Below are 19,724 nucleotides of genomic sequence, written 5' to 3'. Positions count from 1 at the left end.
GTGAATATCTGCTCGATTGGATCAACCAGGTTGTCTCCTTGCTGGGCCGGAAGCTGGGGTGTTTCTGGGTCTAGAACAAAAGGATAATACAGATGCTCTGAGGCCTTGTGTTCAAGCACAACATCAAGGTCATTTGTGAGCATGGGGGTGCGGTCATTGAGCACATAGGTGCCTCTAGACTCAGGGGTAGGGCCGGGAGGATCCGTCCAACTCAGGGTAATGCGTAACGGCCCGGATGATTGTTTAACCAGTTCTTCTTCCCATACCTGCGCTGATGAAATAGCTTGCTCCTGGAGCCGGCCCTCGCGCCTGAATGCAGCATCGAGGTGTTCTGCAGCCGCTGCAGTGTTGAGGAGGCCCCAACCGTGCTGGTAATCGGGCCCGGGTGCTCCCAGATCTTTTGCTGTGTGCAGGGCAAGGGCTTTGAGCGTGGCTGCGCGAAGGGGCTGACCATGCAGCGTGATCGCCATTTCCTGTAGCAATAGCAACGAACCCGCTACATTTGGTGTTGCCATAGATGTGCCCGATGATCTGCCGTATGCGGCGGGGCCGGCTGCAGTAGAAGAAAGCACCCCTTCACCTATGCCCATAAGATCCGGCTTGATCCGGCCGTCATCCGTTGGGCCTGTACTACTGAATGCACTCAGGTTGAATTCATTTGGGGCGGTCGCACCTACTGAGCCTACAGTCAGGGCGTTTTTTGCGAGCGCCATACTGGTGATACTGTCATATCCGTCTGCGCCGCCGTCTGCTTCCACCGGACGCGTCTCGATGTCAAAGTCGAGCCAGCGCCCGCTACCGTCCAGTGCCTTGTAGCCACCGGAGGCCGGACCTTTGTCATCGCGCTCATTGCCCGCAGAGACAATCGGGAGGTAGTAAGGATTGAAGTAAGTTACATTGTCAAAAAGAAAAGCGTCGCGGTCATAGAAGCCAAAAGAGAAGTCTTCTGTTTGGCTAATATCCGGATTACCGAACCAGTACCACGTTTTGGTGCCGCCATTGGATACTGCATGCCAACCTCCAACCCTGCCATACGAGTGATTGGACAAGAGGAGTCCTGTGTTTGCGGCGGCACCCATCTCCGACGCGTGAAAATTCCAGTTGAAAGACTGGAGCTGTGCGTTGGGTGCCATGCCGCGCGCTTCGGGCTGCATGCCGGCGGCGACTAACGTGCCGGCCACATGGGTTGCGTGGTTGGAAATGTTGTCATTGTCTTGAATGAAAATCCGGCCGTCCAGCTCCTGATGCGTTTCATACACTGCGCCTTCGTCCCATATCCCCATTTCCATCGTGCTACCCTGAAATTGATTTCCGGATATGCCGGCGTGTAATCTGCTCGTCTGCGTGATTCTGGCGGCTGCATCGTTATGCGTTGTAAAGTACACAGGGTAGGGGCCCTCCATCCTGATGATGCCAAGTACGCTGCCATTGGGTAGATAAATGGATGCAGGGAAATTGTGTATTGCAGACCAGCGCATGGCCGCATTATAACCGGCCTGTTCGCGAACTGACACCTCTTCAAGTGATTGCAAAATGATTTGGGCAGATACAAGCAGGGGTGTAAAAATGCCCACCAGGAAAAAACAGCATAACAAACGGCGCATCGCAGGTCTCCAACTTCAGAAGTGCTACAGGTTGGAGGTGCAAAGAGCAAAGTTGGGGCCTTAAGGACGGTGTTAGTCGAACTGCTAGTCGAACAACCCCGGTGTTTGCTGGTGTACAAGAAGCTGTTCGATGAGTCGGCGGTTAGAGCGGGAAAATGCAAAGTCATCCATTTGCGTGAGCGTTACCCACTGGAGCGGTGTTTCGTTTTTTGAAGCCGGCACGCCTGTTTGTAATGTGCATAGAAAAGCGTGAAGTGTGATTTTGAAGTGTGTATAGGCATGGGACAGCGTATGAATGGGCTGGTCCACCGAAATGTCGATGCCAAATTCGTCCATCATTTCTCTGTGGCATGTTGTACCCAGTGGTTCTTCTTCCTCCTGCTTGCCACCCGGGAATTGCCACAGTCCGCCCAGCATGCCGTCTTCTGGCCGGCGCTGAATCAGGTATTCATTTTTTTTATTTCGGATGATAGCAACGGCAATATCGTAATGCGGCAGAGGAGCTTTTTTCTTTGCAAAAGGAAAAGATTCCACGGCGCCGGCTGCAAATGCACAACAATGGTCTTGCACAGGACACGCCTTGCATTTGGGTTTTTTAGGGGTGCAAACCGTGGCCCCAAGCTCCATCATCGCCTGGTTGAAGTCACCGGGTATATCTGGTGAAACGAGGGTGTCCGACAGGGATTGCAGGTGCCGGCGCGTTTTGCCTTTGGTTACGTCGTTGCCATTGCAGGTAAGGCGCGTAAGCACACGGATCACATTCCCATCGAGTACGCCGTAGGCTTTGCCAAATGCAATGGACAGCACAGCAGCAGCGGTGTAAGGCCCAATACCGGGCAATGCCCGGATGGCGTCGTAGGCGTCCGGGACTTTGCCGGCGTGCTCAGATGCTATAGCTTTAGCCGCTTTATGCAGATTACGCGCGCGTGAATAGTAGCCCAGGCCCTCCCAGTTCAGCAATACATCGTCGAGTGGGGCTTCGGCCAGTGTGTTTACATCGGGGAAGGCTGCGACAAACCGCTCAAAGTACGGCCGCGCCTGGTCAACGCGGGTTTGTTGGAGCATGATTTCGGACAACCAGATATGATAGGGGTTGCCAGACGAACGCCAGGGCAAGACGCGGGCATGTTTCTTATACCAGCGCAAGAGTTGTTTACGAAACTGCAGCAGGGCATCTGCTGCCAGGAACTGCGTTTCCGCTTGCGACACTACCGGATTTCTATTTCAACGACCACAGAATCTACGGAAGAGCCATTCACCATCGCTGAGAGCAGCACTTCGTGTTTGCCGACATCTTTCGCCAGGGTGCGCCAGAAGAAAGAGCGCGTGACCAACCAGCTGAGGGCCGGCGCGCGTTTGATTTTGTATTCAGTGATTTTGCGGCCACCAAGGAGTTCCGGCAGGTTCAGAATCAACACTTCGCCGGCTTGTACCACATAAGAAAGGGTTTCGGCTTTGGGCTTGCTGGCCTCGTCGATGCTTACATTCACAACCGCAGATCCGGTCACAGGGACAGGCGGCGGCGGGGCTTGCATAGCTGCCAGGCTGAATACAGCAAGCAGGACAACGAATCCAATTTCTGGTATGAACTTTCTGGAAAACATATATATTCTGTAGTATTCTCTGCTTCGACCACAACATATTCCGTTATGCATTAAACGGCTGTTGTTGCTTCGCTTAAATATATGTAAAAATAGTATTTGAAGCCCAGTATATTGCGCAAATGTTCTCCTTGATGGAATTTGCCCCATACTTGCGAGAAGCGCAAAACCCACTCCAAAATTCCTTATGGCACGTACTCCTTTATTCCTGCTTATCGGATTAAGCCTGGTATCATCTGCTACAGCGCAGCAAATAGACTCAACCTACAGCCGGCAAATCCTCGAGTTTACAACCGACGAGCGTTTTGTGAATGCCATGGTTGACCACCTGCCGGCATCTGATGTGGTGCCTTCGCCCCTCGAATACCATGGCTCGATTGTCGGTGCTCCCGGAATCCTGCACGAGACGAGCGAGATCCACGGTTACTTCCGCGCCCTTGCTGAAGCTTCAAACCGGGTGCAGGTGCGGTCCATTGGCGTGTCGGAAGAAGGCCGGGAGATGATAGAAGTTATTGTGGCTGATGAAAATGTTATGTCCAACCTCGCGGCGTATCGCAGGGACTTGAACATGCTTGCCGACCCGCGCATGCTGACCGACGAAGCCGCGGAGCGCATCATCAAACGGGCAAAGCCGGTGTATTACATTACGGCCGGCCTGCACTCTACGGAAACAGGGAGTCCGGAAATGGTGATGGAACTGGCCTTTCGACTGGCAGTCTCCGAAGACGAGATGATTCGCAAAATTCGCGAGAATGTAATTCTGATCTTTACGCCTATTGCAGAGCCCGATGGCCGCGATCGCATCGTTGATACCTACAAGTACCGCGCTGCCAACAGAGACGTTGGTCCGAGTCTGACGTACTGGGGGAAATACGCTGCGCATGACAACAATCGCGACGGATACGGCCTCAGCCTCGCGCTTACCCGCAATATCCTCAAAACGTATTTGCACTGGAAGCCGCAGGTAATGCACGACCTGCATGAATCGGTCTCATACCTCTATACCTCAACAGGTCTTGGGCCTTACAACGAGCATCTCGACGCTATTACCGTTAGTGAGTGGCACAACCTTGCCCATGAAGAAGTAACCGAACTTACGCGTTTGGGGATGCCAGGTGTTTGGACCCACGCATTCTATAACGGCTGGGCGGCAAACTACCTGATCTGGATGGCTAACGTGCGTAATAGCACGGGTCGGTTTTATGAGACCTTTGGGAATTCAATTCCAGATACAAAAGAACGGACGCTGAGTACACGACAAACATCCCGTCAGTGGTACAGATCGAATCCACCGCTGGAAAAAACCATGTGGTCGCTCCGAAATAACACCAACTATATGCAGAGTGGTGTATTAGCCGCGCTCAAATACACCGCGGATAACCACACAGAGTTTGTAGAGAATTTCTACACCAAATCGAAAAACGCTGTTAAACGGGGCATGACTGAGGCGCCTTACGCCTGGGTGATTCCACGCGAGCAGCATCGGCAAATTGCTACCGCGAATCTGGTAAACCTTCTCCTGCAGCAGGGGCTTGAGGTGCATGAAGCAATTGGTGATATAAACTGGCATGCCGAGGACGATTCAACCGTTGCCGGCAGCGCGTATGCCGGCGATTATATCGTGCGCCTCGACCAGCCCTACCGAACCCTTGCGCAAGTATTACTCGATAAACAGAATTTCCCGGCCGATGCAACCCCACCGTATGACGACACAGGCTGGACGCTCCCTTACCTGCACAATGTTGATGCGCACCGCGTCGAAGAAATGGACATTCTCAACCAACCGATGCGGCTCCTGGGCAGTTCGGTTGAGGTCACCGGAGGCATCGCTGGCGAAGGCAGCAAATTTTACCTGCTCAACCATAACACGGATGACAACGTAGCGGTATTCAGGTTCAACTTACCCGATGTGAAAATGGAGGCTGCGGAAGCAGCATTTAAGGTGGGAGAGCAACGCTTCAATGCCGGCTCATTTGTGATTTCAAACAGGGGCAACGGCCGCAATCTCGCTGATCGGCTAGAGAATGTCGCTGTTGAGCTTGGGCTGACCCTACATGCCGTAGACGAGATGCCCGATGTTGCTACCCACGCCGTTGAGGTGCCGCGCGTAGGCCTGATTCACACCTGGGTGGCAAGACCACAAGACTCAGGTTGGTGGCGCCTTGCGTTCGATAAAATTGGCATTCCTTATACCTACCTTTCCGAGCAAGACCTGGCAACCCTCGATCCGGATGCGTTCGATGTGCTCATTTTGCCACGGGCCCGCACATCATCCCAGGCACTGGTTGCCGGCAATTCGCAGGTTGGCGACCCGGTTCCGTGGCAAGCGTCTGATGCCTACCCGCACCTCGGTAAAATCGATGAAACAGCTGATACGCGCAAAGGAATGGGCTATCAGGGACTTGCAAATTTACAAGCGTTCATCGAAGGAGGTGGTGTGTTTATTACATCAGGCTCAACAGCCGCTTTCCCCATAGATATGGCCTTGACGCGCAATGTGAGCGTAAAACGCACGCGTAACCTGATCGTGCGCGGCTCTGTATTAAGGGCGGTTGCGGCAGATACCACGAGTCCGTTGTTGTACGGATACGGAGATACTATCCCCGTTTATTTCAACCAGTCGCCTGTGCTTCAGGTTAATACCAACGTTGGCAGCTACAGAACGCCAGAATGGTACAAAGATGAAGTTTGGGAAAAAGAAATTCCCCGTACGGTGCTGAAGTTTGCCAGAAAGGACCTTTTAATGAGTGGTATGTTGCGTGGAGAGGGTGAGCTTGCTGGCGCGCCGGCTGTTGTTGACGTTCCGGTAGGGGAAGGCCATGTGATCCTCTTTGCCATACGCCCTTTCCGTCGGTGGAATACCCAGGGCAGCCACGCAATGGTGTTCAACGCGATGCTGCATTGGAATGACCTCCGCACAGGCTGGCCTGAGCGCCCAAAAGAGGACTGAGTGCGAGGGACTAAGTAAGTTAGATTTTCCCCGAAACCCCGAAACCCCGAAACCCCGAAACCCCAAATGTCGCTAAAGAAGCAGTTTGGCAATATCGATATCTACCTGTTTGACCAACTGCTCAAAGGCCGAATCATGCCAGGAATGGATGTGCTTGATGCCGGGTGTGGTACAGGGCGTAACTTGCACTACCTGTTGAAAGAAGGCTTTACTGTGTATGGCGTGGATGCTGATGAGCAGCCGCTACGTTATACCGAACAGTTTGCCCGGCGACTACGCCCCAATTTGCCGGCTGATAGTTTTCAAGTATGCGATCTGGCTGAATTGCCTTTTGAGCCGGCGCAGTTTGACGTTGTGATTTGTAGCGCCGTCTTACATTTTTCCAGAGATGTCGCCCATTTCCACAGTATGGTGGATGAAATGTGGCGCGTGTTAAAACCAGGGGGGATGTACTTTGCCAGATTGGCGTCTACCATTGGTGTTGCTCACCTGGTGATGCCAAAAGAGGGGGGCTGGTACCATTTGCCCGATGGCTCAGACCGATTTCTGGTAGACGAAGCGATACTGCTCACCAAAACCGAGGCGCTGGGTGGCACCTTGCTGGATCCCATCAAAACAACCAATGTTCAGAACCTGCGGGCAATGACAACGTGGGTGGTTCGCAAGGGTTAGGCGCGTTCGGCCAATTCCGACCAGCGTTCTATGTTGACATCAAGTTGTTGGGTTAAGGTATTGAGTTCGCTGTAGAGGTCGCCCACCAATTCAAAATTACTGGCATTGGTTGCAATTTCGCTTTCAATGACTTCTTTGCGTTCTTCGGCTTCTGCAATGGCTTTTTCCAGTTGCTCAAGCTCGCGCTTTTCATTGTACGATAGCTTTTTGGTTGCCGGCGCCGGCGCAGCTTTTTTAGGTTTCTCCTTTTTCTCCACGTTAACCACAGCCTCTTCTTCCTTCGCCTTGATTTCGAGGAAAGCGCTGTAGTTGCCCGGGTACATTTTAACATTGCCGCCGGGTTCAAGCCGGAACAGGTGCTCAACGGTTCTGTCGAGGAAATAGCGGTCATGTGAAACTACAATCAGGCAGCCGGCAAAATTGTCGAGATACGACTCAAGCGCAATCAGGGTATCAAGGTCAAAGTCATTTGTTGGCTCATCAAGGAGCAATACGTTGGGCGCGCCCATGAGTAAGCGCAACAGGTAGAGCCGCCGGCGTTCTCCACCAGAGAGGCTGCCGATTAAGGTGTACTGCACATTAGGCGGAAAGAGAAAGCGCTCGAGCATCTGGCTGGCCGTGATAAAGCTGCCATCTGCAAGCTTGATGTTCTCTGCTTTTTCCTTGACGTAGTCGATCAGTCGGAGATCGTCTTTTAGCGCCATGTTCTCCTGATCAAAATAGCCGATCACAACGGTTTCTCCCGTCTCTATTTCGCCGGCATCCGGACGCAGCCGGCTTGTGACCAGGTTGAGCAACGTGGTTTTGCCTGTGCCGTTTGCCCCGATAACACCGATGCGGTCATTGCCTGTGAAGGTATAAGAGAAGTTGTCAATCAGGGTGCGGCCATCAAATGCTTTAGTGACGCCCTTCAAGGTGATTACTTTCTTGCCAAGCCGGCTGCTCGGGGAAGAAAGCGCAATTTCTTTCTTTGTTTTCTCTTTGGGTTGCGCCATCAGGTCATGCGCGCGGTCGATCCTGGCTTTTTGCTTGGTGGTTCGTGCTTTTGCGCCGCGCCGCAACCAGGCCAGTTCGGTTTTGATGAGCTTCTCACGCTTGTGTGACTCAGCTGATCGCTGTTGCGCCCGTAATTCCTTCTTCTCGAGGTAGTATGCGTAATTGCCTTCAAACCGATGGGCTACGCCGCGCTCGATTTCGATCATTTTGCGGGTGATGCGCTCGAGGAAGTACCGGTCATGTGTGACAAGGAGGAGGGCGCCTGTGTACTTGACCAGGAATGATTCAAGCCAGGTGATGGTCTCTGCGTCAAGGTGGTTTGTGGGCTCATCAAGGATGAGCAGGTCTGGCTGTAAAATGAGGGCGCGGGCAAGGGCCACGCGTTTGCGTTGACCACCGGAGAGGGTGTCTACCACAGCTTCCGTGTTGTTAATCCCAAGCCGGCTCAATACCGCCCGTGCGGTTGCTTCCAGATCCCAGCCACCCGTAATGTCCATTTCGTGTGCAAGGTCTGCTACACGCTTTTGCAGTTTCTCGTCTGTGCCGCCTGATTTCTCCAGTGCCTGGCAGGCTGCTTCGTAGTCGTGGAGCTTGCGCGTCTTTTCATTGTCCGGATCAAAAACGGCATCGAGGACCGTGACCTGGGGATCGAAAACAGGATTTTGCGAAAGGAATGCTACCTGTGCATCTTTTTTTAGAAACCGTTTCCCGCCGTCGGCAGGTTCGACGCCGGCAATGATTTTCAGAAGCGTAGTTTTGCCCGAGCCATTTGCCCCGATGATACCCACTTTTTCATCCTGTTCAATGTTGAACGTGATGTCCTCAAGCAATGGCTTCATGCCAAAGCTTTTTCGGATGCCTTCCAGGGAAATGATGCTCATAAACAAACAGCTCGGTTACGCGGGATGATGCACCGTCAACGATCTGCCTGTCTTAAGGATTCGGATGTACGTCGATTTTCGAATACTGATTGATTGATGCGAATTATGAGGGGCTGTGTTTTTTCGTGTATTCGTATTGCCGTGTTTCTGTATTTCATTTTTACCGTGCTGTTAGCCACGCTATTGCAAACTGCTGTGGTAAACGGAGAGCATCATTTGACATGCGGAAATCGGCATTAAAAGCAACCAGTAATTCGCATCAATCACGAATTCTATAGCGCCCCCGACGCAATTTGCTCCAATACTCTCGGGTAGCTGTTAAAAATGTCGTCCGGGTCAAACAGCAAGACGGGTTTATCTGGCGTGATGCCACGGCCTTCCCAGGCTTCGCCATTAACATCAACATAATGCTCGTTTGAGAGGCCAAGCGCCCAGCCATTGGGTAACGTTTTGGGCAGGATGTCGGACAACGCGCCAAAGGTAGCTTCTCCATAATGGGTTACATTGGGCAGCACGCGCATTGCCAGAGTGAAAATTTCAGCGGCGCTTACAGAAATCTGACTCGTCACCAACGCTACAGGCTTGAGGTATTTTGCTGACGCAGCCGGCGTGACGTAGAATGGCTGTGGAGCCGCCACTGCACCATGAGCTGCCTTGGTATAGGCAAGGTAACTGTCGTCTGCAAAGTGACTGGCCAACGCAAGGCTCACTTCATCAAGGCCACCCCGATTAAATGCAACGTCTACGATGAGTGACTCGGTATCTTTGAGTGCGTGGATGGCTTTTGATATGGCATCGTGTGCGCCGGCTAGTTCAGCTGCCAACGAAAAGTCGTCACTGCCGGCATACCCTTCCATTCCTCTGATTTGAATGTAGCCCGTCTTGCCAATTTTGCCCCAGCGGATGTTTTCGTCTGCCGCGCTGCCCTGGCCTCTTTTGTTGAGCACCTTTTTGCCAAGCGTGCGCATGTTTTCTTGCATCCAATTGGTATGAAAGGCACCCAGGCTTTTTATCTTTTCCTGCTGATAGAAGAGCTCGTCCAGATTGGGGCCAAGGGTGCGTGTGCGGGTTGGCGTAAATCGTTTGTTCTCGCCATCAACTTCAGCAATCAGAGAAAGGTGGCCGTCTTTGAGGCCTTCAAGCATGCCGGCAAATACGTCAAACAGGGCAGCATCTGTGGTTGACGGAGTCACTTTCTTTTCAAACGCTTCGCGGCGTTGCGCCCAGTCGACATCATACAAGTCGAAAAAGGCGTAGTATGCTGCCATCACCTCAGCAAAATAGTTGAAGGTTGCTACAGGTGTCGCCTCGGGCGATGCCTTACAGGTAGCTGGTAAGGTTTGCAACCTGTCGAAATGGTAAACGGTTGAGTTGCCTGCACGTAGACTCAACTGCAGCATATCACCATCGCGTTCAAAGAAACGGAGGAGCCCGAGTAGTGCTTCCTTCGGCATTTCATCCGGGATGCAGGCTTGTGCGGTATAATTGAGCAGACGCGCTGAGTTGTTGCCAATTTCAAGCAGCCACCCTTTTCGCGGGTTTTGCCAAATACCATGCAGTTGCGGATTAATGTCGCCGGTAGAATTGGTCGTCGAGATAAGGTTTTGTCCGGTCGCTGGTGTTGCAACCAGGCTCCAGGCTGAGCCGCACAAAATGACGGACAATAAGGGAATATATATCTTCAAGAGAGACTTCATGGAGATGCTAAAGTGGTGTTGGGAATACTTGTGAATCAGGAGCCACGCCGGCTGGCTGCTCGCATTTTTGCCGCAACCTGGAGGATGGCGTTGTGATGGCTTTGAAAAATGTTTTCGGGGTCGAAGACGGTGTATTGGTCAACAGGTGCAATGCCTTTGCCTTCCCATACAATACCGTCTTTGTCTGTGTAGATCTCGTTGGACAAGTTGAGCTCCCATCCATTGGGAAGCGTTTTGGACAAGATGTCTGATAACGCGCCCCAGGTGGCATCCCCACGGTGCGTAACATTGGGCAATGCGCGCATCGCGAGGGTGAAGATCTCGGCAGCGCTTACTGAGAGGTCGCTTGTAAACAGGGAGACGGGTTTGAGATACTTTACAGTGCCGCCTGGTTGTACGTGCAGCGTTTGTGGGGGATGTGCAGACTCAAATCCCTCTTTGGTGTAGGCAGCAATAGGCTGATCCGTAAAATGGCCGGCAATGGCAAGGCTCACTTCATCAAGCCCACCCTGGTTTAGGGCAATGTCGAAAATGAGTCCGTCTGTATCTTTCAAGTCTGTTAACGCGCGGTCCATCGCTGTGTGTACAGCTGCTATTTCATTGGCAAAATCGCCCTCGCTTTCTGCGAAGTCGCCCATGCCAAAAAGCGATATGTAGCCAATGTTATTGATGCTGCCCCAGTTCATGCTGCCATTGGCCGCCTGCCCCTGTCCTCGGCTGTTGAGAACGCGTGTTTGAAACCGGTTGAGACTGCCATTGAACCACTGGTTGAAAAATGCGCTGCGTTCTTCCACTGCGTCCTGGGCTGCAAACGCTGCGAGTAGCGCCGGCGCCAGTACCCGCGGCCTGCTCCCGTCGAAGTCTACTTCGTCGCCGTCAATTTCAGCTGTTAACGTGAGGTGCCCGTCATTGAGGCCTGCCATCATGCTGCTAAGCACGTCAAACAAGGCGGCGTCGCTCATGTCGTAGTGTACTGAATCTGCATACCTTGTGCGGCGCTCAGCCCAGTCTACCTCGTAGAGATCGAAGAACGCGTAGTGCTCATTCATGAGATTCCAGAAGTAATTGAACACCCCTGTTGGTGAACTGTCTGGTGTTGTGAAGCACTGCGGCGGGATGGCGGGGGCCGGCTCAAAAATGTAGACAGTAGACCCTTCAGGTCGGGGACTTATGAAAAGCAAATCGTCTCGGCGATCATAGTAGGTTACCAGCCGTAGCAGGTCTTCAGTCTGGGCCGGGTCGATCATGCAGCCCTGGCTGTCTGTGTGGTAGAGGACAATTTCATCTGCTGTGATTTTTGCCGTCCACCCATAACTCGGACTTTCCCAAATGCCGTGTGCATCGCTTGAGAGCACACCATCGGTCACCAGTGGCGAGAGCGGCTGCGAGCCCGCGTGTTGGGCAATGGGCGCCCAAAGCAGGCATACCATAAAGAAGCTATAAAGGATTTTCATGAGCGTGTACCTTGACGCGAATAGGTTATCGTCCTTCGCGCATTTTTTGCGCAATTTGTAGCACGGCGTTGTGGTGGCTTTGGTAGATATTCTCTTGATCGAAAATTGTATACCGCTCGGTTGGCGGAATGCCTTTCCCTTCCCACGCCTGCCCTTTGCTATCGATATAAATTTCATTGGATAATTCAAGGAGCCAGCCGTTGGGTAGCTGCTTCGAAAGAATGTCCGACAGGGCACCCCAGGTGGTGTCGCCGCGGTGGGTCACATTGGGCAGAGCGCGCATGGCCATGGTGAAAATCTCTGCGGCACTTACGGTGAGGTCGCTGGTGAGCAGGGTGACGGGTTTAAGGTAGCGCATGTTCGGCGCCGGCTTTACATGCAGGCGTTGTGGTTCGAGGGGGGAGTCTTTGCCTACTTTGGTGTATGCGAAGACGTCGGTGTTGGTGAAATGGCTGGCCAGTGCAAGGCTGACTTCATCGTATCCTCCCTGATTGAGCGATACATCAAAGATGATCCCATCGGTGTCCTGTAACGCCGCGATTGCGAGGTCCATGGCCGCATGTACGGCTTCTACTTCTTCCGCCAGGGTACCTTCGTCATCATCATCAAATCCCCCCATGCCGAATACATTGATATAGCCGATATTGCCAATTTTACCCCAATTTATATTGCCTGAAGCAGCTTTGCCCTGCCCGCGCGCATTCATAACGTGACTCCTGAATCGGCGCAGGCTCCCGAAAAACCAGTCTGTAGAAAAGTCGCCTTTTTCTTCAAATTCAGTTTGATTTGCAAATACTGCGTCGAGTGTAGGAGACAGTACCCGCGATTTGCTTGCAGTGTAGGTCTTGCGTTCACCATCTACTTCTGCGCGTAGCACAAGGTGACCATCATTAAGGCCTTTGAGCATGTCTCGGAGTACCTCAAAGAGGGCTTCTTCAGACATCGTATCGCTTATTTTTGGGAGATTGGCCTGATATCGGGCGTTCCAGTCTACATCATACACATCAAAGAACGCGTAATGCGTGTCCATGATTTTGTAGAAGTAGTCGAACACCGCGGTGGGGGAATCAGCGGCCGGCTGATTGCAAGCTGCAGGTACGGCGTCAATCTGCTCAAACTGGTAAAGAGTAGATCCTGCAGCGCTACCGCTGATATACAGGGTGTCACCGGTGCGCGCATAAAATTTTGCCAACTCGATCAGGTCTTCTTTGCTGACTTCATCGGGGAGGCAGCCGGCGGAACTGTAATGGTATAGGTCAATCTCATCTGCTCCAAATACGATGGTCCAGCCGTAGGCAAGATTCTGCCACACACCTTGTGCCTCCTGGTTGATTTTACCCTGGGTTTGTAAAGCTTTTAGGTTGGGCAGGTTTTGTGCCCCTGCTGGTGTATACGTGAGGCTGATTACGATGAGGCCGGCAAAGAGTACCCGCAATAAAGCTCGCATGCTTTTCCTTCTTCAATTTATGGGAGTGGATTTTCAAATTATACGTGGCGGGTTCAAACTTCTCTCGCCGAAAATCGCCATGCAAGTGACGATATTGGTTATATTCTGGGGTAAAGCTGAAGAAAATCGCTGCGGCAAGGCAAAGATGATAGATAATTTCGATCGCGCAATTCTAAACATTGTGCAGAAGGACAACCAGGTGACACACGCCGAAATTGGCGCGCAGGTAAACCTCTCAGCCTCGTCTGTACGGCGCCGGCTCAAGGCGATGCGTAAAGCCAAAGTGATTGAGGCAGATGTGTCCGTTGTGGATCCTGGCAAAGAAATGATTCAAGCCATTGTTATGGTTTCATTTCTCAAAGAAAGCCCGGAAGGTTACAGTGCCTTTAAACAGCAAATGATTGAAGATCCCAGCGTTGCGCAATGTTATTCTGTATCCGGGGAGGTAGACATGGTGTTGATTGTGAATGCGCCTGACTTGTCAAGTTATGAGGCTTGGGGAGAACGCGTGCTGATGGCAAATCCGATGATTCGCAGGAATACAACCCATATTGTCTGGTCACGCATCAAATTCTCGATGGCGGTTGAGTTTTAGGGCTGTTGGGGGACAAAAGTGGGGCAGTTTTGTTGAAGCTGTACCGATGATTTACGTCTCTTATGCAAAGGATGCGCCGGCTCTTACATACCATCTCTTTTTGCCGCGCCGGCGTTGTGCTTGCATTGGTGGGCACGCTCATCTGTACGCAAAACCTTGCCGCCCAATCAACAGTGCCGGTGGATTGGCAGCGGGTTGATCATGGCCGATCCACTTCGCTTAAGTCATATAATGCTTTCCCACTGGATAGCCTTGCCAGTGTTGCGGCCCAGGTCCTCGCTGAAGATCATGAAAACGGATACTATTTTGCTGCGCTGGATTCAGCTGTGGTAGGAGACACATTGTATCCACCTGTGCCGGCAACGTTATTTATTAATCGTGGCACACGGGTCACGGTGACATCTATAACCTGGACGGGTATCGAGGCACTCACAGCGTCGGTCATTGAAGACCTGATGGGCACAAGGGTCGGAAAGGTATTGTCGGAGTCCACTTTGGAAGACGATGTAGCGCGTGTTTTGCAGGCATACGAAATAGAGGGATACCCCTTTGCAACTGTACACATCGATTCAGTAACTGTACAGCGGGTTGACAATAAAAACGGACTGCACGTTGCACTTCGTGTGGACGAAGGCAACCGGGTTCGGATCAACGACATTGTGCTTTCAGGGGGTAAACGGACCAACATCGCTTACATTGAACAAATCACGGGCTTGCGTAGGGGAGATTGGTTGTCGCAGGATCTGGATATTGTACAGCAAGCGTTGAGTTCATCTCAACTCTTCGCGCAGGTAGGTGCACCGCAGCTAATAAAAATTGGGACGGAAGATGTAGTTGTTCAGTTGCCTGTGGTTGAAGAGGCACCAGGATCATTTGATCTTGTACTCGGCTACCAACCGCCGGCGGCGGGAAGCCAGACACAGGGCCTTGTGGGCAATGGGCACCTGAATTTGCGCAACATGTTTGGCGGCGGCCGCGCCATCGCGCTTCGGTTAAACAGGTTGCCCGGGCAGGTGAGTAGTGTTACCGCATCTTTTGCTGACCCATACCTGTTTGGCTTGCCTTTTAGTGTATCAGGCAGTTTTGATGGATTACAGCAGGATTCTACGTATGGACAGCAGGCCTATCGCGGTGCTGTTGGGTATCGGGTAGCCGGCGGCCTGGAGACTTTTCTCACCATCAGCCGAGAAGTTACCCGGCCGGGACAGGCAGGACTGGCGCTTCAAAACAATACGCAGCGAATTCCACGCTCAGAAGTGGTGTTTGCCGGCCTTTCATTCCGCTACCTGAAAGTGGATAGGCCTTTGAATCCACAACGCGGTTTTTATGTAGAGACGCAGTTTGAGCGCGGCCGAAAGGTGCGCAATCAGTTGGAGCGAAGCACTGCCGGCGATACCACAAGCGTGCGAACCGTAACACGCCAGGAGCGCCTCACGTTTGATGCGCGTCTTTTTGTGCCGACCTTCCGCAAACAGGTATTTGTTTTAGGGAATGAAACGCGGGTGCTGGTGAGCAAAGACTTTGATACAAGCGACCTGTTCAGGCTTGGCGGTGCCCGGAGCTTGCGCGGATATGATGAAGACCGTTTTAGGGGCCGTTTTGTAAGCCGGACATTGGTTGAATATCGTTATCTTTTTGAGCGGCAATCGTTTGCCTACTTGTTTTTTGATCTGGGCTACGTAGACCAGCCGGCTACGCCTGAACTCACCCGTATGCGTGAACTGTATCCGGGCTATGGACTCGGGATGCAGTTTGAAACAGGTATCGGATTAATTAATACCAGTCTTGCGCTGAGTACGAGCGATAATCCATCACAGGCAAAGGTGCATGTGGGTTTGTCGCTAGGATTGTGAGTTGCTTGGACCCCGAAAGATGACCACAAACTATTATATACCACCTGAGCAGATTAGCGGCAGTTATGTTGTGTTGCCCGCTGAAGAAGCAAAACACGCCGGCCAGGTACTCCGCAAGCGTGTTGGTGATGTAATCACGGCTGTAGACGGGGTAGGGGGCTGGTATGCAGTTGAGTTGACGAAAGTGGAAAAACGACGTGTTGCCGGAATGATTCGAGAAACAAAGCGGGAGGTAGGCGAGCCTGAATTTCAGCTTACTGTAGGACTTGGGCTCTTAAAAAATCAGAGGCGGTTCGAGATGTTTGTAGAGAAAGCCGTCGAGTTAGGCGTGAGCCGCATTATCCCATTGACGACGGCACGGACTGAAAAATCTTCTCACCGTACGGAGCGTATGCATAAAGTCTTGGTTGCCGCAATGAAGCAATGCGGCCGGTCCCGTCTTGTGCAATTGGATGCTGTAACAGGATGGGATGATGTACTGGCAATGGGTGGCTTCGAGCAGAAGTTTGTCTGCCATGAAAAAGCCAACAGTGGCGATGTCATCCTTGGTGCTTTAGATCCGCGGTCAACTTCTGCACTGATTTTAATTGGGCCAGAAGGTGGTTTTTCCGAAAAGGAAGTTGATAGCGCAGTAGAGCGAAGTTTTATGTCAGTGTCTCTTGGAAGCCGCAGGCTACGCGCTGAAACCGCAGGGATTGCCGCTTGTGCTGGGGTGATGTTGAAGGCAGCTCAAATCGCATTGCGTAGCTGATAAAGGTCTTTGCGAACTCATGTCTGATGGTATCCACGAAGCAATCGCGTAGGCTCCAGCATGTCTGTAGGAAAGCCTGAGGTTTTTTAAATTATTTAACATTTGTAAAGTTGTATTAGTCGATGAGGACGATTACTTTAGATTTCCTTATTTAGAATTAGTCCAAATAAAAATAATGGCCAGGATACTCGCCAGTTTTCTTTTCTCTCTGATCCTTCCCGTTTCGCTTTTTGCCCAATCAGGTAATCCTTTTTTGTCGATGGATTATTGGGAAGGTAATCCATCGATCGCAGAGATTGATACTGAGATCATAAAAGGGCATTCAGTTACCGAATCATCGAATTCTGGATTTGACGCGACAAGTTATGCGATCCTGGGCCGAGCGCCCTTTGAAACGGTTACCTATTTGTTAGGAAAAGGCATTGATGTAAATACGATTGCCCATGGTGCCTCTTATGTTTATTGGGCGGGTTACAGAGGAAATCTTCCTTTGGTTAAACACCTAATCGAAAATGGGGCAAGTATTGAAGGTGACGAATCCGACAACTATACAATGCTGCTGTTTTCAGCACTCGGAGGTGAGCTCACGCCCGAAATGGCCGATTATTTGATTTCGCAGGGATCAGATTTGAAAAATGAAGTGACCCCAAAAGGCGCAAACGCTTTGCATCTTACGTCATACAAATTTACCGACGTTGCCCAGATCGAATATTTTACTGATCGAGGAATTGATTTACACGCGACGGACAATGAGGGGAATGGGATCTTTTACTATGCCAGCAGAAGCGGAAATATAGAGTTGCTGGATAATCTGATTGAAATGGGAGTAGAGTACCAGGGAAACAATAGCAAGGGAGGAAACGCGTTCTTATCTGCGGTGAGAAACAGAGAAAATCCTGTTTCATTCTTTGAATACCTGGAAGGATTAGGACTCGAACCAAATGTGAAAACAGACGCCGGTTACACTCCGCTTCATCGTTTGGCGTTTGTCGCGGACAATACCGAAGCCATTGAATGGTTTGTTGCGAAAGGCGTGGATCCTAATAAAGTTGATACAAGCAGCGGTAACACACCGCTCATTAATGCCGTTTTTTATAACGACTCAACTTCTGTGATTGAATACTTCGCAGAGCGCACAGACAATGTTAATCACCAAAATAACAATGGCTATTCTGCCTTAACCAGAGCCGTAAGAAGTGCTTCAGTTGAATCGACAAACTATTTACTGGAGCTTGGCGCAGATGCACTTGTGTTGGATAAAAATGGAAGCAATCTCTATTCGTTCCTATTGAGCAATTTTGATGCGGATGCAGAAGAGGAGTTTATTGCAAAATTTGAACTGCTTCGCGAAAACGGGCTGGATGAAGCAGCATTGCAGGGTAATGGAAAAACGCTGTACCATCTGGCAGCAGACAATGGGGATATAGCACTTTTTAAGCTCATCGCTGAACTTACCTCCATCGACATAAATGCAAAAGATCATGAAGGTTACACAGCGCTTCACCATATGGCAATGAAAGCAAAGGACGATTCAGCCCTCAAATACCTGCTTTCCATAGGGGCTAATAAACACACTACTACCGATTTCGAAGAGTCTCCGTTTGACCTTGCCAGTGAAAATGAACTGCTGCTTGATAACGGTACAAACCTTGATTTTTTAAGCAGTAACGAAGAATAGAATTTTTGACTATGAAAACACGAATACTCCCGGGATTTATTTTCTCCCTGATCTTTTCGACCTCCCTTTTTGCACAATCAGGTAACCCTTTTTTGTCATCGCAATATTGGGCAGCTAATCCCTCTGTTGAGGCCATTGAGGACGAGATTGCGAAAGGGCATTCGGTTACGGAATCCAACAGTGGCGGGTTTGATGCAACGACTTATGCCATCCTTGGTCGTGCTCCGTTTGAAACGGTCAAATACCTGATTGATAAAGGCAATGATATCAATAAACTTACTCACGATTCTAGGACTTATGTTTTTTGGGCTGGCTACAGAGGGGATCTCTCTCTGGTTAAGTATTTGGTAGAAAGCGGCGCAAAAATGGACCTGCGTGACTCCCATGGCTATACCGTGCTGCTCTTTACGGCAAACGGTGGGCATTTAACACCAGAAATGGGTGACTATCTCCTTGCTAATGGCGCAAGTTTGGAGAACGAAACTACAGAAAGTGGCGCAAACGCATTTCATCTTGCCTCTTACCGTTTTAACGACGTTGCAGATGTTGCGTACTTTACTGACAAAGGCCTTGATATAAACACAAAAGATGACGTTGGGAATAGCATTTTCTACTATGCAGCCCGGAGCGGGAATACGCAGTTACTGAATGATTTTATCGACGCAGGTGTGTCGTATAAAGAAAAAAATAACGAAGGCGGAAATGCATTTTTGTCTGCCGTCAGAAACAGCAATAATTCGCTTGCATTTTTTGAGTATCTGGCCGGCTTAGGAATCGACCCCAATGTAACAACAGATGATGGGTACACCCCACTGCATTATCTGGCTTATGGTGCCGACAACACCGAAGCCATTGAATGGTTTGTACAACATGGGGTAAACCCTAATGAAGTAGACAAGCGCAGTGGAAACACCCCGTTGATGAACGCTACGTACTACAACGACACAATGCCTGTGGTTGAATACTTTGCAGCGCGCACGAACAACATCAATCACCAAAATAATGATGGCCATTCTGCCTTAACCAGAGCGATAAGAAGAGCATCAGCAGAAACGACAAGCTATATATTAGCGCTTGATGCAGACCCGCTTGTCCTGGATAAAGAGGGCAATAACCTGTACTCCTTCCTGGTGAACAGTTTTGATGTGGATGAGGAAGATACGTTTGTCGCTAAATTTGAATTGCTACGGGAAAGCGGACTTGATGTAACAGCATTGCAAGGTGATGGAAAAACATTGTACCACCTGGCTGCGGAAAATGAACACGTAACACTGTTTAAGCTCATAGCAGAACTTACCTCTATAGATGTAAACGCGAAAGACAGTGATGGATATACAGCGCTGCACCATGTGGCCATGAAGGCGAAGGACGATGCATCCCTCAAGTACCTGATCTCGATAGGCGCTGATAAAAGCGCAACCACTGAATTCGAGGAATCCCCGTTTGATCTTGCCAGCTGATTAAGCAATTTCAGTTTTAGCACTGTTACGTCTCCGTCGTGGCCGTTTTGAATTACGATGTTTCCAGAGTTTGAGAGCATCAAAG

14 protein-coding genes are annotated in these 19,724 nt (G+C 50.8%); 7 read left to right on the top strand and 7 right to left on the bottom strand.

Going from position 1 to position 19,724, the window contains the following annotated elements:
* The 3 genes from AAF564_17950 to AAF564_17940 form a co-directional block, all read right to left on the bottom strand.
* The coding region (locus tag AAF564_17950; GenBank protein MEM8487440.1) for a S8 family serine peptidase at positions 1-1,604 on the bottom strand (1,604 nt) is incomplete at its 3' end.
* An 84-nt stretch (positions 1,605-1,688) separates the two neighbouring features.
* On the bottom strand, positions 1,689-2,813 hold the full coding sequence (mutY, locus tag AAF564_17945) for an A/G-specific adenine glycosylase (GenBank protein MEM8487439.1): 1,125 nt from the start codon (positions 2,811-2,813) through the stop codon (positions 1,689-1,691).
* Positions 2,813-3,208 (bottom strand): hypothetical protein, encoded by a 396-nt coding sequence (locus AAF564_17940; protein MEM8487438.1) that lies wholly within the window; start codon positions 3,206-3,208, stop codon positions 2,813-2,815. The genes mutY and AAF564_17940 overlap by 1 nt, the downstream gene beginning before the upstream one ends.
* 184 nt (positions 3,209-3,392) lie before the next feature.
* On the opposite strand from AAF564_17940, the gene AAF564_17935 reads away from it, so the two are divergent.
* Entirely contained in the window at positions 3,393-6,155 is a 2,763-nt protein-coding gene (locus AAF564_17935; GenBank protein MEM8487437.1) for a M14 family zinc carboxypeptidase, read from the top strand.
* A gap of 66 nt (positions 6,156-6,221) precedes the next feature.
* On the top strand, positions 6,222-6,827 hold the full coding sequence (locus tag AAF564_17930) for a class I SAM-dependent methyltransferase (protein ID MEM8487436.1): 606 nt from the start codon (positions 6,222-6,224) through the stop codon (positions 6,825-6,827).
* Here AAF564_17930 and AAF564_17925 read toward each other — a convergent pair.
* From AAF564_17925 to AAF564_17910, 4 genes are all read right to left on the bottom strand, one after another.
* Positions 6,824-8,704 carry an ABC-F family ATP-binding cassette domain-containing protein gene (locus AAF564_17925; protein MEM8487435.1) on the bottom strand — a complete coding sequence of 627 codons (1,881 nt, stop codon included), beginning with the start codon at positions 8,702-8,704 and terminating at the stop codon, positions 6,824-6,826. The two genes, AAF564_17930 and AAF564_17925, sit on opposite strands and share 4 nt — an antisense overlap.
* A gap of 272 nt (positions 8,705-8,976) precedes the next feature.
* Positions 8,977-10,401 carry a S41 family peptidase gene (locus AAF564_17920; protein ID MEM8487434.1) on the bottom strand — a complete coding sequence of 475 codons (1,425 nt, stop codon included), beginning with the start codon at positions 10,399-10,401 and terminating at the stop codon, positions 8,977-8,979.
* Positions 10,402-10,436: 35 nt separating this feature from the next.
* Positions 10,437-11,855, bottom strand: coding sequence for a S41 family peptidase (locus AAF564_17915; GenBank protein ID MEM8487433.1), 1,419 nt, complete (start codon positions 11,853-11,855; stop codon positions 10,437-10,439).
* A gap of 25 nt (positions 11,856-11,880) precedes the next feature.
* Complete coding sequence (locus tag AAF564_17910; GenBank protein MEM8487432.1) at positions 11,881-13,302, bottom strand: S41 family peptidase; 1,422 nt, start codon at positions 13,300-13,302, stop codon at positions 11,881-11,883.
* 145 nt (positions 13,303-13,447) lie between these two features.
* Here AAF564_17910 and AAF564_17905 point away from each other — a divergent pair, with 145 nt between their 5' ends.
* From AAF564_17905 to AAF564_17885, 5 genes are all read left to right on the top strand, one after another.
* A complete protein-coding gene (locus AAF564_17905) occupies positions 13,448-13,897 on the top strand; it encodes an Lrp/AsnC family transcriptional regulator (GenBank protein MEM8487431.1) in 450 nt (149 codons plus the stop codon).
* A gap of 71 nt (positions 13,898-13,968) precedes the next feature.
* Positions 13,969-15,750: a BamA/TamA family outer membrane protein gene (locus tag AAF564_17900; GenBank protein MEM8487430.1), complete on the top strand. Its 1,782-nt coding sequence runs from the start codon at positions 13,969-13,971 to the stop codon at positions 15,748-15,750.
* Between the two features lie 19 nt (positions 15,751-15,769).
* A complete protein-coding gene (locus AAF564_17895) occupies positions 15,770-16,501 on the top strand; it encodes an RsmE family RNA methyltransferase (GenBank protein MEM8487429.1) in 732 nt (243 codons plus the stop codon).
* 175 nt (positions 16,502-16,676) lie between these two features.
* Positions 16,677-18,179, top strand: coding sequence for an ankyrin repeat domain-containing protein (locus AAF564_17890; protein MEM8487428.1), 1,503 nt, complete (start codon positions 16,677-16,679; stop codon positions 18,177-18,179).
* An 11-nt stretch (positions 18,180-18,190) separates the two neighbouring features.
* Entirely contained in the window at positions 18,191-19,639 is a 1,449-nt protein-coding gene (locus tag AAF564_17885; protein MEM8487427.1) for an ankyrin repeat domain-containing protein, read from the top strand.
* Positions 19,640-19,724 lie beyond the last annotated feature (85 nt).

The organism is Bacteroidota bacterium (assembly GCA_039111535.1).
GTDB lineage: Bacteria > Bacteroidota > Rhodothermia > Rhodothermales > JAHQVL01 > JBCCIM01.
Note: the sequence above shows the minus strand (reverse complement) of the source record. Positions and strands in the feature narration are given on the sequence as shown.

Coding starts and splice junctions, on each gene's coding strand:
- AAF564_17895 (MEM8487429.1), top strand. CDS start 15,770: ATGACCACAAACTATTATATACCACCTGAGCAGATTAGCGGCAGTTAT.
- AAF564_17920 (MEM8487434.1), bottom strand. CDS start 10,401: ATGAAGTCTCTCTTGAAGATATATATTCCCTTATTGTCCGTCATTTTG.
- AAF564_17935 (MEM8487437.1), top strand. CDS start 3,393: ATGGCACGTACTCCTTTATTCCTGCTTATCGGATTAAGCCTGGTATCA.
- AAF564_17905 (MEM8487431.1), top strand. CDS start 13,448: ATGATAGATAATTTCGATCGCGCAATTCTAAACATTGTGCAGAAGGAC.
- AAF564_17900 (MEM8487430.1), top strand. CDS start 13,969: ATGCGCCGGCTCTTACATACCATCTCTTTTTGCCGCGCCGGCGTTGTG.
- AAF564_17925 (MEM8487435.1), bottom strand. CDS start 8,704: ATGAGCATCATTTCCCTGGAAGGCATCCGAAAAAGCTTTGGCATGAAG.
- AAF564_17910 (MEM8487432.1), bottom strand. CDS start 13,302: ATGCGAGCTTTATTGCGGGTACTCTTTGCCGGCCTCATCGTAATCAGC.
- AAF564_17915 (MEM8487433.1), bottom strand. CDS start 11,855: ATGAAAATCCTTTATAGCTTCTTTATGGTATGCCTGCTTTGGGCGCCC.
- AAF564_17890 (MEM8487428.1), top strand. CDS start 16,677: ATGGCCAGGATACTCGCCAGTTTTCTTTTCTCTCTGATCCTTCCCGTT.
- AAF564_17885 (MEM8487427.1), top strand. CDS start 18,191: ATGAAAACACGAATACTCCCGGGATTTATTTTCTCCCTGATCTTTTCG.
- AAF564_17930 (MEM8487436.1), top strand. CDS start 6,222: ATGTCGCTAAAGAAGCAGTTTGGCAATATCGATATCTACCTGTTTGAC.
- AAF564_17940 (MEM8487438.1), bottom strand. CDS start 3,208: ATGTTTTCCAGAAAGTTCATACCAGAAATTGGATTCGTTGTCCTGCTT.